Annotated in this window: 11 protein-coding genes; 6 read left to right on the top strand and 5 right to left on the bottom strand. The window is 73.7% G+C overall.

Translation table 11 applies throughout. The annotated features are described in order from the left end of the window. The 3 genes from mshD to HGCM_RS07345 form a co-directional block, all read left to right on the top strand. Window positions 1–630 (top strand): mycothiol synthase (gene mshD / locus HGCM_RS07355; protein ID WP_019136208.1); only part of this gene is annotated, 630 nt, incomplete at its 5' end. Further along, window positions 627–2,870: an RNA degradosome polyphosphate kinase gene (locus HGCM_RS07350; RefSeq protein ID WP_019136207.1), complete on the top strand. Its 2,244-nt coding sequence runs from the start codon at window positions 627–629 to the stop codon at window positions 2,868–2,870. The genes mshD and HGCM_RS07350, both read left to right, overlap by 4 nt. Further along, window positions 2,867–3,838: an NUDIX hydrolase gene (locus tag HGCM_RS07345; protein WP_019136206.1), complete on the top strand. Its 972-nt coding sequence runs from the start codon at window positions 2,867–2,869 to the stop codon at window positions 3,836–3,838. The genes HGCM_RS07350 and HGCM_RS07345 overlap by 4 nt, the downstream gene beginning before the upstream one ends. Before the next feature lie 28 nt (window positions 3,839–3,866). Here the strand turns inward: HGCM_RS07345 and HGCM_RS07340 are convergent, their stop codons facing one another. From HGCM_RS07340 to HGCM_RS07330, 3 genes are all read right to left on the bottom strand, one after another. Next, window positions 3,867–4,871: an inorganic phosphate transporter gene (locus HGCM_RS07340; RefSeq protein ID WP_019136205.1), complete on the bottom strand. Its 1,005-nt coding sequence runs from the start codon at window positions 4,869–4,871 to the stop codon at window positions 3,867–3,869. 6 nt (window positions 4,872–4,877) lie between these two features. Then, window positions 4,878–5,498 carry a DUF47 domain-containing protein gene (locus HGCM_RS07335; protein ID WP_019136204.1) on the bottom strand — a complete coding sequence of 207 codons (621 nt, stop codon included), beginning with the start codon at window positions 5,496–5,498 and terminating at the stop codon, window positions 4,878–4,880. Between the two features lie 423 nt (window positions 5,499–5,921). Then, window positions 5,922–6,521 carry a hypothetical protein gene (locus tag HGCM_RS07330; protein ID WP_019136203.1) on the bottom strand — a complete coding sequence of 200 codons (600 nt, stop codon included), beginning with the start codon at window positions 6,519–6,521 and terminating at the stop codon, window positions 5,922–5,924. Window positions 6,522–6,834: 313 nt separating this feature from the next. Here HGCM_RS07330 and HGCM_RS07325 point away from each other — a divergent pair, with 313 nt between their 5' ends. The 3 genes from HGCM_RS07325 to HGCM_RS07315 all read left to right on the top strand — a co-directional run bounded on the left by HGCM_RS07325 (window position 6,835) and on the right by HGCM_RS07315 (window position 10,819). Then, entirely contained in the window at window positions 6,835–8,319 is a 1,485-nt protein-coding gene (locus tag HGCM_RS07325; RefSeq protein ID WP_019136202.1) for a sugar porter family MFS transporter, read from the top strand. Between the two features lie 147 nt (window positions 8,320–8,466). Beyond that, entirely contained in the window at window positions 8,467–8,967 is a 501-nt protein-coding gene (locus HGCM_RS18780) for a MarR family winged helix-turn-helix transcriptional regulator (protein WP_019136201.1), read from the top strand. A 100-nt stretch (window positions 8,968–9,067) separates the two neighbouring features. Then, the gene (locus HGCM_RS07315; RefSeq protein ID WP_019136200.1) at window positions 9,068–10,819 is read left to right on the top strand and encodes an MDR family MFS transporter; all 1,752 of its coding nucleotides are present in this window, start codon (window positions 9,068–9,070) and stop codon (window positions 10,817–10,819) included. Between the two features lie 54 nt (window positions 10,820–10,873). Here HGCM_RS07315 and HGCM_RS17420 read toward each other — a convergent pair whose 3' ends face one another. Both HGCM_RS17420 and HGCM_RS07305 read right to left on the bottom strand, forming a co-directional pair. After that, on the bottom strand, window positions 10,874–11,320 hold the full coding sequence (locus HGCM_RS17420) for a MarR family winged helix-turn-helix transcriptional regulator (RefSeq protein ID WP_019136199.1): 447 nt from the start codon (window positions 11,318–11,320) through the stop codon (window positions 10,874–10,876). A 54-nt stretch (window positions 11,321–11,374) separates the two neighbouring features. Continuing rightward, window positions 11,375–12,145, bottom strand: coding sequence for a nuclease-related domain-containing protein (locus HGCM_RS07305; protein ID WP_026075322.1), 771 nt, complete (start codon window positions 12,143–12,145; stop codon window positions 11,375–11,377). Window positions 12,146–12,280 lie beyond the last annotated feature (135 nt).

The following is a 12,280-nucleotide window of genomic DNA, read 5'->3' as shown; positions in this document are numbered from 1 at the left end:
GTGTGGGCGCACGGCGCGCTGCCGGCCGCCCGCGCGCTCGCCGCCCGCGAGGGTCTCGCGCCGGTGCGCGAGCTGTGGCAGATGAGCCTCGACCTGCCGACCCGCCCGCCCAGCACGGCGCAGCTGCCGGCCGGCGTCACGCTGCGCACGTTCGTCCCCGGCCGCGACGAGGACGCGTGGCGCCGCGTGAACTCGCGCGCGTTCGCCCGGCACCCCGAGCAGGGCCGCATGACGGCCGACGACCTGCGCGCCCGCGAGGCGGAGCCGTGGTTCGACCCGGAGGGGTTCCTGCTGGCGGAGCGCGACGGGCACCTGCTCGCGTCGGCCTGGACGAAGGTGCACCCCGCGGGGGCCCACGGCCCGGAGCCGGTCGGCGAGCTGTACGTGCTGGGCGTGGACCCGGACGCCCAGGGCCTCGGGCTCGGCCGTGCGCTGACCCGCCGCGCGCTGGAGCACCTCGCGGGCCACGGCCTGACGACGGCGATCCTCTACACCAGCGCCGACAACACCGTCGCCGTGCGCACGTACGAGCGCGCGGGCTTCGTCCGCTCGGGCGTCGACGTGATGTTCTCCTCGCGTCCACCCACCGGTACACGCGGTGCGGACGCGGATGTCACCATGGCCCCATGACGGACGCCACCGCGCTCGACCCCGCGCTCGCCGAGCACATCGCCGAGCACGTCGCGCAGGACTCGGTGCTGGACCCGGCGCTCGAGGCCGTGCTCGAGCCGCTCCCGGACGACCGGTTCCTCGACCGCGAGCTGTCGTGGCTCGCGTTCAACCAGCGGGTGCTGGAGCTGGCCGAGGACTCGTCGCTGCCGCTGCTCGAGCGCGTCCGGTTCCTGGCGATCTTCGCGTCCAACCTCGACGAGTTCTTCATGGTCCGCGTGGCGGGCCTCAAGCGGCGCATCGCGACCGGCATCGCGGTGACGGCGGCGTCCGGGCTGTCGCCGCGGCAGGTGCTGGAGGCGATCAGCGAGAAGGCCCACGAGCTCATGGCGCGCCACGCGCGCGTGTTCGCGGAGCAGGTGCAGCCCGCGCTCGCCGGCGAGGGCATCACGCTCGTGCGGTTCTCCGACCTGGGCGACGGCGAGCAGGACCGCCTCCGCAAGTTCTTCCGTCGCCAGATCTTCCCGGTGCTCACGCCCCTGGCCGTCGACCCGGCGCACCCGTTCCCCTACATCTCGGGGCTCTCCCTCAACCTCGCGGTCGTGGTCGTCAACCCCGCGACCGGCAAGGAGCACTTCGCCCGCGTCAAGGTGCCGCCGCTGCTGCCCCGGTTCATCGCGGTGGACGCCTCGGGCCGCCCGTCGGCGCCCGACGAGCAGACCGCCGCGCCCGAGAAGGGCCCGACGTCGTTCGTCCCCGTCGAGGACGTCATCGCCGAGCACCTCGAGCAGCTCTTCCCGGGCATGGAGGTGCGCGAGCACCACACGTTCCGGGTCACGCGCAACGAGGACGTCGAGGTCGAGGAGGACGACGCCGAGAACCTCCTCAAGGCGATGGAGAAGGAGCTGCTGCGCCGGCGGTTCGGCCCGCCCGTGCGCCTGGAGCTGGCGACGGGCATCAGCCCCCGGATCCGCTCGCTGCTGGTGCGCGAGCTCGGCATGGCCGAGGACGAGGTGTACGAGCTGCCCGCGCCGCTCGACATGACCGGCCTCAACCTCATCGCCGACCTCGACCGGCCGGAGCTGCAGTACCCTCGGTTCGTCCCCACGACCCACCGCCAGCTCGCCGAGGTCGAGTCGGCGACGCCGTCCGACGTGTTCGCGCGCATCCGCGAGCGCGACATCCTGCTGCACCACCCGTACGACTCGTTCTCGACGAGCGTCCAGACGTTCCTCGAGCAGGCCGCCGCCGACCCGCAGGTGCTCGCCATCAAGCAGACCCTGTACCGCACGTCCGGCGACTCCCCCATCGTCGACGCGCTCATCGACGCCGCCGAGGCCGGCAAGCAGGTGCTGGCCCTCGTGGAGATCAAGGCGCGGTTCGACGAGCAGAACAACATCTCCTGGGCCCGCAAGCTCGAGCAGGCCGGCGTCCACGTCGTCTACGGGATCGTCGGCCTCAAGACGCACTGCAAGCTCTCGCTCGTCGTGCGCCAGGAGTCCGACGGCCTGCGGCGGTACTCGCACGTCGGCACCGGCAACTACCACCCGAAGACGGCCCGCCTCTACACCGACCTCGGCCTCCTGACGAGCGACCCGGACGTCGGCCAGGACCTCACGCGGCTGTTCAACCAGCTGTCCGGCTACGCGCCCAAGAGCCGGTTCCACCGGCTGCTCGTCGCGCCGCGCTCGGTCCGCGCGGGCCTCGTCGCCCGCATCGACCGCGAGGCGGCGAACGCGCGCGCCGGGATGCCCGCCTGGATCAAGATCAAGGTCAACTCGATGGTCGACGAGGCGACGATCGACGCGCTCTACCGCGCCTCGCAGGCCGGCGTCCCGGTCGACATCGTCGTGCGCGGCATCTGCGCGCTGAAGCCGGGCGTGCCCGGGCTCTCGGAGACCATCCGCGTGCGCTCCATCCTCGGGCGCTTCCTCGAGCACTCGCGGATCTTCGCGTTCGCCAACGGCCGGCCCGACCCGGAGGCCGGCTTCGAGGGGCCCGAGGTGTACATCGGCTCGGCGGACCTCATGCACCGCAACCTCGACCGCCGCGTCGAGGCGCTCGTGCGCATCGCCGACCCCGACCAGGTGACCGAGCTGGTCGACCTCGTCGACGAGTCGGTCGCCGACGGCACGTCGTCCTGGCACCTGCTGCCCGACGGCTCGTGGGAGCGGCACCACCTCGGCACCGACGGCCCGCTCGTCGACCTGCAGAGCGTGCTGGTGCAGCGCCAGCGCCGCCGGCCGGGCGCCGGCCGGTGAGGGCGAAGGCACCCGTCGTCGTCGAGGCCGCGGGGGCGCTCGTCTGGCGCGTGCGCACCGGCCGCCTCCAGGTCGCGCTCGTGCACCGCCCCCGCTACCAGGACTGGTCCTGGCCGAAGGGCAAGGTCGACCCCGGCGAGCACGTCGTCACCGCGGCGTGGCGCGAGGTCGCCGAGGAGACGGGCCACGACGTCGTCCTCGGGATGCCGCTGCCCGGCCTCGAGTACGACCTGTCGGACGGCCGGCGCAAGCGCGTGCACTACTGGGCGGCACAGGTGGCGGGACGCCCCGACGCGGCCGCGCTGCGCGCGCGCCCGCCCGTCCCCCGCGCCTCGCGGGGCGAGATCGACCAGGTCCGCTGGTTCGACGTGGACGCCGCGGCGAAGCGGCTCACGCGGGACGCGGACCGCGAGCCGCTCGTCGAGCTCGTGGAGGCGTTCGGCAAGGGCCGGCTCGACACGCGCGCGCTCGTCGTGCAGCGTCACGGCACCGCCACCAAGCGGTCCGACTGGGGCGGCACCGAGCTCGACCGGCCCGTCACCAAGGTGGGCGCCCGGCAGGCGCGGCAGCTCGTGCCGCTGCTGTCCGGGTTCGGGGTCTCGCGCGTCGTGACCAGCGCCTGGGCCCGCTGCCGGCAGACCGTCGAGCCCTACGCCGAGGCCGCCCAGGTGGCGCCGGAGGTGCTGCCGATCCTCACCGAGGCGGACCACGACGCGTCGCCCGCGCGGGTGGCCGGCGAGGTCGTCGAGCTGCTCGCCGACCAGGTCGACAGCGTGCTGTGCACCCACCGCCCGGTGCTGCCGACGGTCGTGGACGTGCTCGCGCAGCACGCGGGCCGCCGGGTCGCCGACGCGCTGCCCCGGCACGACCCGTTCCTGCACCCCGGCCAGCTGCTCGTCGCGCACGTCGCCACGACGCCGAAGGGGCCGCGGGTCGTCGCGACCGAGACGCACGCGCCGGTCGAGTGACCGGAGCGGGCGGGCGCGTGGCGGGCGCTCAGCCCAGCAGCGGGTGCAGCACCCAGTAGATGACGGCCGCGACGAGCGCCGCGGCGGGGATCGTCATGACCCACGCGAGGCCGATGTTCTTCGCGACGCCCCAGCGCACCGCCGACAGGCGCTTGGTGGCGCCGACGCCCATGATCGCCGAGGTGATCGTGTGGGTCGTCGAGACGGGCGCGTGCAGCACGAACGCGTTGACGTAGAGCACGACGGCCGAGACCGACTCCGCCACGAAGCCGCGCGCCGGGTCGAGCTCGATGATGCGCCGGCCGAGCGTGCGCATGATCCGCCACCCGCCGGAGTAGGTGCCCGCGGAGATCGCGGCCGCGGCGGCGAGCTTGACCCACAGCGGGATGCCCTCGTCGGCGTTCGCCCAGCCGACCGTCAGCAGCGCCATGTAGATGACGCCCATGGTCTTCTGCGCGTCCTGCAGGCCGTGGCCGAGGGCCATCGCCGCGGCGGAGACGGTCTGCGCGAGGCGGAAGCGCCGGGTGACGCGCGTCGGCGAGCCGTTCCGGATCAGCCAGAGCAGGCCCACCATGACGAGGAAGGCCAGGCCGAAGCCGACGAGCGGCGAGATGATCATCGGCAGGACGACCTTGTCGACGATCGCCGACCAGAACACGCCCAGGTTCGAGGCGACGCCCGCACCGACCAGGCCGCCGATGAGGGCGTGCGTGGAGGACGAGGGCAGGCCGAACCACCACGTGATGAGGTTCCAGGTGATGGCGCCGACGAGGCCCGCGAGGACGACGACGAGCGCCTGGTGCGACGACGCGTCCTGCAGGTCGACGATCGACTTCGCGATCGTCTCCGCGACCTCGGTGCCCAGCAGGGCGCCCGCGAAGTTCATGACGGCCGCCATGATGAGCGCCGCACGGGGCGTCAGCGCCCGCGTGGAGACGGAGGTCGCGATCGCGTTCGCCGCGTCGTGGAAGCCGTTGGTGTAGTCGAAGCCGAGCGCGAACGCGACGACGAAGATGACGAGCGCTACCTCCACGGGAGCTCAGGACTCCTTGAGCGCGATCGTCTCGACGGTGTTGGCGACCTTCTCGAAGGCGTCCGCCGCTTCCTCGAGCTTCTCGACGATCTCCTTGAGCTTCATGAGGAGGATCGGGTCGGTCAGCTCGTCGAACATCTGCGCGAGCAGCTTGCGGTAGGACTTGTCGGCCTGGTTCTCGAGGCGGTTGACCTCGATCCAGTACTCCGAGAGCTTGTCCATCGAGCGCAGCCGGGGCATCGCCTCGGCCGTGAGCTCGGCCGCGCGCTGGAGCACCTGGACCTGGTCCGCGACCCGCGGCGGCAGCTCGTCGACCTTGTACAGGACGATGAGGTCGGCGGCCTCGTCGATGAAGTCCATGCAGTCGTCGAGGCTCGACGCGAGGTCGTAGATGTCGTCGCGGTCGAACGGCGTGACGAACGTCTGGTTCAGCCGACGCATGATCGTGTGGGTCGCCTCGTCCGCCTGGTGCTCGGCGTCGGCGATCTGCTTGCCGATGGCCTTACGGGTGGCGTGGTCCGCACCGAGCATCTGGCCCAGGAGGTTGGCTCCGGTCACCAGGTGCGTCGCGAGAGCGGCGAAGAGGTCGAAGTACGTGGTGTCGCGCGGTGTCAGGCGCAGGCGCACGGCGGGCTCCGGTCAAGGGGCGGTGGGACGAGAACAGGCTAGGACACGAGGAACCGTATGCCTAACGACAGTGGTCCTGGACCCCAACGGCGCGTGAAGCCCCGGGAGCGCACCCCGGTGCGGCGGTCAGGCCGGTGACCAGGCAGATCGGCGCGACCCGCCCGACCGTGCCGCCGTCGCCCGGGCGCAGGTGGCGACCCTGGGTCGCGACGAGGCGCGCGTCACGTCCGTCCTGGCGCGACCGCTCGGGGAAGCGGAGCGTACGCTGAGGGAGACGCCGGGCCGGCGGTAGCCCCGGGCTCCATCTCAAGCCGCTTCGAGCGGCCACGCGCCGAGAGGCGCTCCCCGGTCCGGCGTCCTCACTCCGTTCGGCCGCGCGCCCGTGGGCCCACCCGGTCCGGCGTCCCCACTCCGTCCGCGTCCTCAGTCGAGGCGGCCCGCGCGCCAGAGGGCGGCGGCGGCGACCAGCTCCTCGGCCGTCCGGACGAGGGACGCGGCGCCGCGCGTCATCCGGTCGGCGCCCTGCGGGTCGACGACGTCGAGGTGGTCGGCGTCGAACGCGGCGCCGGCGGCGAGCACCTGGCAGAACGACGCGGCCCGCTCCAGCGCGACGGCGAGGTCCCCCGTGTACACGCCCGACAGCACCGCGTCGGCCACCCGGCGCACGTCCTCGGGCCGCGCGGTGTCGGCCACTCCGGCCACCACCTCGTGCACCGGTGCGGCGCCGACGCCGAGCCGGTACCGCTCCGAGACGGTCGCGGGGTCGCGGCGCACCCACTCGCGCAGCACGTAGAGCCGCCAGAGCGCACCGGGCAGCGTCTCGGGCGGGCTGTCGGACCACAGCGCGGCCACGACGTCGAGCCCCTCCGTCTCGACGAGCGCCACGAGACGGCGCACCACGTCCGCGTCCTCGGTCGCGCGTCCCTGGTGGACCAGGGCCTGCGCGGTCGTGTGGGCGATCTCCGAACGGAGCGCGGGGTCGAGGTCACCGGGCAGCGCGTCGGCCGCGACCGGGTCGAGCATCGCGGGCCGTCGTGGGCGTCGTGCTGCGTCGTCCGGCATCGTGCTGCCTCCGTCCTGCGTCGTGGCTCCCGCCCAGCCCAGCACGCCCGGCCCCGGCCTGCGCGCGCAGGGCCCGCCGCGCCATCGTGCCACCCACCCGACGCCGGCCGGGGCGAGGCGGCCCGCCCGGCGGTGACGGCGCGTGGCGGACGTCACGCCGGTGCAGGTCAGCGGGCCGCGCGCTCTCGAGGTGCGGGCGCGCGCGAGCGGGGCCACTGTGGGAACCGATCCCCGGGGACGGCGCTCGGGGCCTGGGACGGAGGGACGTCGAGTCATGGCGGACGGAACCGGGTCGCAGTCCGCGGCCCACGGGCAGGGGCCCGCTCGCGCGCATCACAGGAAGGCCGTCGCCCTCGCGGTCGCCGCGGCCGTCGGTGGCTTCCTGTTCGGGTTCGACAGCTCCGTCATCAACGGGGCCGTCGCGGCGTTCACGGAGCAGTTCGAGCTGGGCAGCGCGCTCAGCGGGTTCGCGGTGGCGGTGGCGCTGCTGGGCTGCGCCCTCGGCGCCTGGGTGGGCGGCAAGCTCGCCGACCGCTGGGGCCGCACCCGCGTCATGTTCCTCGGCGCGGTGCTGTTCTTCGTGTCGTCGATCCTGTCGGGGCTGGCGTTCGGCGTCTGGGACCTGATCCTGTGGCGGTTCATGGCCGGCGTCGGCATCGGCATCGCCTCGGTCATCGCGCCCGCCTACATCGCGGAGATCGCCCCGGCGTCCATCCGCGGTCGCCTCGGCTCGCTGCAGCAGCTCGCGATCGTCCTCGGCATCTTCGCCGCGCTGCTGTCCGACCAGCTGCTCGCCCTCGCGACCCCCGGCGCCGGCGCCGACGCGAGCGGCGAGCTGTGGTTCGGCCTGGAGGCCTGGCGCTGGATGTTCATGGTCGCCGTGATCCCGGCGACGGTCTACGGCATCCTCGCGCTCTCCATCCCCGAGTCGCCGCGCTACCTGGTCTCGAAGGGCCGCCGCGACGAGGCGGTGTCGGTGCTCGAGTCCGTGCTCGGCCCGGACGAGGAGCCGGAGGCGCGCGTCCGGGAGATCGAGCACACGATCCGCACGGACGAGGCGCTCGCGGAGCAGTCGAGCCTGCGGGGGCCGGCTCTCGGGCTCAAGCCCGTGGTCTGGGTCGGCATCCTGCTGTCGGTGTTCCAGCAGTTCGTCGGGATCAACGTGATCTTCTACTACTCGAACACGCTGTGGCAGGCCGTCGGCTTCGACGAGTCGGACTCGTTCACGATCTCGACGATCACCTCGGTGACGAACGTCGTCGTGACGCTCATCGCCATCGCGCTCGTCGACAAGGTGGGCCGACGGCCGATCCTGCTCGTCGGGTCGGCCGGCATGGCGGTGTGCCTGGGGCTCATGGCGATCGCGTTCACGCAGTCCACCGGGACGGGCGAGGACGTGTCGCTCCCCGCGGCGTGGGGCACGACGGCCCTGGTCGCGGCCAACGCGTTCGTCGTCTTCTTCGGCGCCTCCTGGGGCCCGCTGGTCTGGGTGCTGCTCGGCGAGATGTTCCCCAACCGGATCCGGGCGGCGGCCCTCGGCGTGGCCGCGGCGGCGCAGTGGATCGCGAACTTCCTCATCACGATCTCCTTCCCGCCGCTGCTGGACAGGTTCGGCGCGTCCATCCCCTACCTGATGTACGCGGTGTTCGCCGCCATCTCCTTCTTCTTCGTGCTCGGCAAGGTGCCGGAGACGAAGGGCGTGGAGCTGGAGGACATGGAGGGCCTGCAGGTCGAGCGGCGGCAGCGCGCGACGACCTGACGCGCGCTCGCACCGGCCCACGGGGCCGCGCCTCGGTGGAGGTGCGGCCCCGTCCCGCGTCCGGGGGAATACCTGCGGGCACGGATTGCTTGCACTGGGCAACCGATGTAAGTTGCTCGATGCAACATCTGTAGGAGGCAGGGGACCATGCAGGGCACGACCGCCGAGACCGCGCCGCTCGCGCTGCTGCGCGCCACCGAGGCGTTCACCCGCACGCTGCGCGAGGCGAGCGCCGCCCTGGCGCGCGACGTCGACTGCAGCCGGGCGACCCTCACGATCGTCCGCATCCTCGACTTCCACGGGCCGATGCAGGTGGGCGACCTCGCCCACCGGATGCGCGTCGACATCTCGGTGGCGAGCCGCCAGGTCGGCGAGCTGGTCGAGGCGGGTCTCGTCGAGCGCGTCGTCGACCCGGACGACCGCCGCGTCCGCCGGCTCGGCCTCACGGCGGCCGGGGGCGCCCGCGCGCGGGACCTCGAGGCGGAGCTCGCCCGACGGGCGGGTGACCTCTTCGTCGGCTGGTCCGACGACGAGCTGCGCGCGGCGACCGGCGTGATCGGTCGCCTCACGGCCGCGATCGCGCCGTTCGGCGAGGGCCGCCACGACGCGGCGCCACCCCGGCCGGCCGAGCCGGCGCTCTCGTCCTGACGTCCGCGCCCGCCCCACCGGCACCACCCCTCAGCACCACCACCCGACGGCACAGCGCGGTGCCCCTCCAGCCCGGCACCACGAGAGAAGGCAGCAACACGTGACCGACCAGTCCACGCGCGGCGGCGACGTCGCCACCACCCGGCCCGAGGGCGCCGCCGGCGAGCCCGCCGGCATGACGCACCGCGAGGTGCTCGAGTCGCTCTCGGGCATCCTCCTCGGGATGTTCGTCTCGATCCTCGCGACGAGCGTCGTCTCCTCCTCGCTCCCGAGGATCATCACCGACCTGCACGGCGCCCAGTCGGCGTTCACGTGGGTCGTCACCGCGACCCTGCTCACGACCACGGTCTCGACGCCGGTGTGGGGCAAGCTCGCGGACCTCGTCGACCGCAAGCTGCTCATCCAGCTCGCGCTGGTCATCTCGGTCGTGTCCTCCGCCCTGGCGGGGCTCTCGCACGGCGTCGGGATGCTCATCGGCATGCGCGCGCTGCAGGGCATCGGCGCGGGCGGCCTCACGGCGCTCGGCACCGTGCTCATCGCGGACATCATCAGCCCGCGCGAGCGCGGCCGGTACATGGGCTACATGGGCGCCGTGATGGGCGTCGGCATGGTCGGCGGCCCGCTGCTCGGCGGCGTCATCACCGACAGCTCGCTCGGCTGGCGCTGGAACTTCTTCATCGGCCTGCCGTTCGCCGTCGCGGCCATCATCGTGCTGCAGCGCACTCTGCACCTGCCGCCGCTGCGCAAGCGCACGGTCACGATCGACTACGCGGGCGCCACGCTGATCTCGGTCGGCATCGCGCTGCTGCTGCTGTGGATCACCTTCGCGGGCCACTCGTTCGACTGGGCCTCGTGGCAGACCGCCGCGATGGTGGGCGGCTCCGTCCTCACGCTCGCGGTGGCCGTGTGGGTCGAGTCCCGGGCGACCGAGCCGATCCTGCCGCTGCACCTGTTCCGCAACCGCACCCTCGTGCTGTCGATCGTCGGGTCGGTGGCCGTCGGCATCGCGATGTTCGGCACCTCGGTGTTCATCTCGCAGTACATGCAGCTCGCGCGCGGCAAGACGCCGACCGAGTCGGGCCTGCTCACCATCCCGATGATCGTGGGCGTCATGGTCTCCTCGACCGTCGTCGGCCGGATCATCAGCAGCACGGGCCGGTACAAGCGCTTCATGATCGCCGGCGCGATCCTGCTCACCACGGGCCTCGCGCTCATGGGCACCATCCACTACGACACGTCGTTCGTGCTCGTCGCGCTCTACATGGTGATCCTGGGCTCGGGCGTCGGCATGCTCATGCAGAACCTCGTGCTCGCGGTCCAGAACACCCTGGACGTCTCCGAGATCGGCTCCGGCACGGCCTCCGTCGCGTTCTTCCGGACGCTCGGCGGGGCGGTGGGCGTGGCCGCGCTGGGCGCGGTGCTGACGAACCGGGTGTCCGACCTGCTGGTCAAGGGCCTCGCGTCGATCGGCATCGACCCCTCGGCGCTCGGCGGCACCGGCGGCACCTCGCAGCTGCCCGACCTGGCGACCCTGCCGGCACCGGTCCGGACGGTCGTGGAGCAGGCGTTCGGCGACGCGGTCGCCGACCTGTTCCTCGTGGCGGCGCCGATCGCGCTGATCTCGCTCGTCACCGTGCTGCTCATGAAGGAGGTGCCGCTCGGCAACCGCAGCGGCATCCAGCAGCGGCTGGGCACGGACGAGGCGACGGCAGCGACCGACGCGCCGGCGGAGCCGGCCGACCTCGAGCGGGCCGACCTCGAGCGCGACGCGGAGGTCGCGGTCGCCGCGGCCACGCCCGCGGCGGGCGACCTCGCCGGTGGTCCCGGGCGCGGCGGGCGCACGGCCGGCTGACGCACCACGCCCACGAGCCCCGGTCCGCCTGCGCGGGCCGGGGCTCGTCGTCGTTCAGCCCTCGGGGTTGCCGAGCACGTGGTTGAGCCGCGAGAGGTGCTCGGCGAGCTCGTCGACCTCGCGCTGGTCCCAGGAGCGCAGCGCCTCGCGCAGGCGGGCCCGGCGCGCCTGCTGCGCCGCGGCGAGCCGCTGGGCGCCCAGCTCCGTGAGCTCGAGCAGCTGCCCGCGGAAGTCGTCCGGGTCGGGCCGGCGCGCGAGCAGCCCGGTCGCGTGCAGCTTGCTCAGCTGGCGCGACATCGTGCCGCGGCCCACGCCGATGTAGGCGGCCAGGTCGCTCGCCCGCACACCCGGCGAGGACGCGACGAGCGCGAGGAGCTCGTACGCGGCGGGGTCGATGTCGGGGTGCAGGTCCCGCGAGAGGCGGCCGGAGGCGGCGTGCGAGCGGCGCAGCAGCAGGCCGAGCTCGCGCTCGAGCGGGCCGAACGACTCAGCGGGTGCCATGGGGACATCCTGGCAGGCGGCCGGCCGCCGGCCGGCAGGAGCCGCGAGGCGGCGTCAGCGCGTCCAGGTGGTCCGCCGCCGGGCGAGCTTCGCCAGCGACGTCACGCGCGGGCCGTCCAGGCGCGCCGGCATCGCGCGGAAGAGCGCGGGCACCGCGGCGGGCCCGACGACGGGCCGGTCGGTGCAGCCCTCGGGGTACTCGATCTGCCCGCCCACGACGAGCACGGGCCGCACCCGCACCCCGCTGACGCCCATCGAGGTCAGCAGGCCCTGGATCCGCTCCGCCTCGAGGCGCGCGTCCCGCAGCCAGGCCACCGGCTCGCCGTCGACGAGCATCGAGCGCCCCTCGACGTGCACGACCCGCCCCTGGTGGCTGCGCTCGCGCACGGTGAACAGGCCGCCGGGCCCGATCAGCAGGTGGTCGACCGTCGTGCCCTGCCGGCCGAGCGGCACGTCGTGCACGACCTGCCAGCCGTCCGCCTCCAGGCCGTCGAGCCGGGCACGCAGCGGAGCGCGTACGCGGACGCCCGCCGGCGCGGTCTCGTCGCCCTGCGGGCCCAGCCACGCCTCGAGCGCGGCCCGCTCCTCGTCGTCGAGAGGGCCGAGCGTCGCCTGCTGCGGCACCTCGAGCACGAGCTCGGGGACGTCCGCCCGCAGCCACGCCTGCGCCGCCCGGCGCAGGCGGTCCTCCAGGCTCGGGTCAGCGACGACGACCTCGCCGGACTGCAGGTCGACGGAGCCGATCGGCGCACCGGTCTCCTGGGTCACGAACAGACGGTCGGCGCCGTAGCGCTGCCACCGCCGCACGGTCAGGAGATGATCCACGACGTCATTATCGGCAGCCGCACAGGGCTTCTTCAGACTTGTCCCACGACCGGGTGATCGGTCCCGGCGTGTCCGGCCACGACACGCCCGCGCCGGCCACGGACGGTCCGACGGGCGGACGCGCGCCGCGGCCCG

Origin of the sequence: Cellulomonas massiliensis JC225 (genome assembly GCF_000312005.1) — a bacterium.
In the GTDB taxonomy this organism is placed as follows: domain Bacteria; phylum Actinomycetota; class Actinomycetes; order Actinomycetales; family Cellulomonadaceae; genus Cellulomonas; species Cellulomonas massiliensis.
The sequence above is the reverse complement of the archived record's forward strand: the minus strand, read 5'-3'. Positions and strand labels throughout refer to the sequence as shown.

Excerpts from the sequence above, each read along its gene's own strand:
- HGCM_RS07350 (WP_019136207.1), top strand. The coding sequence starts at position 627 with ATGACGGACGCCACCGCGCTCGACCCCGCGCTCGCCGAGCACATCGCC.
- HGCM_RS18780 (WP_019136201.1), top strand. The coding sequence starts at position 8,467 with ATGCAGGGCACGACCGCCGAGACCGCGCCGCTCGCGCTGCTGCGCGCC.
- HGCM_RS07330 (WP_019136203.1), bottom strand. The coding sequence starts at position 6,521 with ATGCTCGACCCGGTCGCGGCCGACGCGCTGCCCGGTGACCTCGACCCC.
- HGCM_RS17420 (WP_019136199.1), bottom strand. The coding sequence starts at position 11,320 with ATGGCACCCGCTGAGTCGTTCGGCCCGCTCGAGCGCGAGCTCGGCCTG.
- HGCM_RS07325 (WP_019136202.1), top strand. The coding sequence starts at position 6,835 with ATGGCGGACGGAACCGGGTCGCAGTCCGCGGCCCACGGGCAGGGGCCC.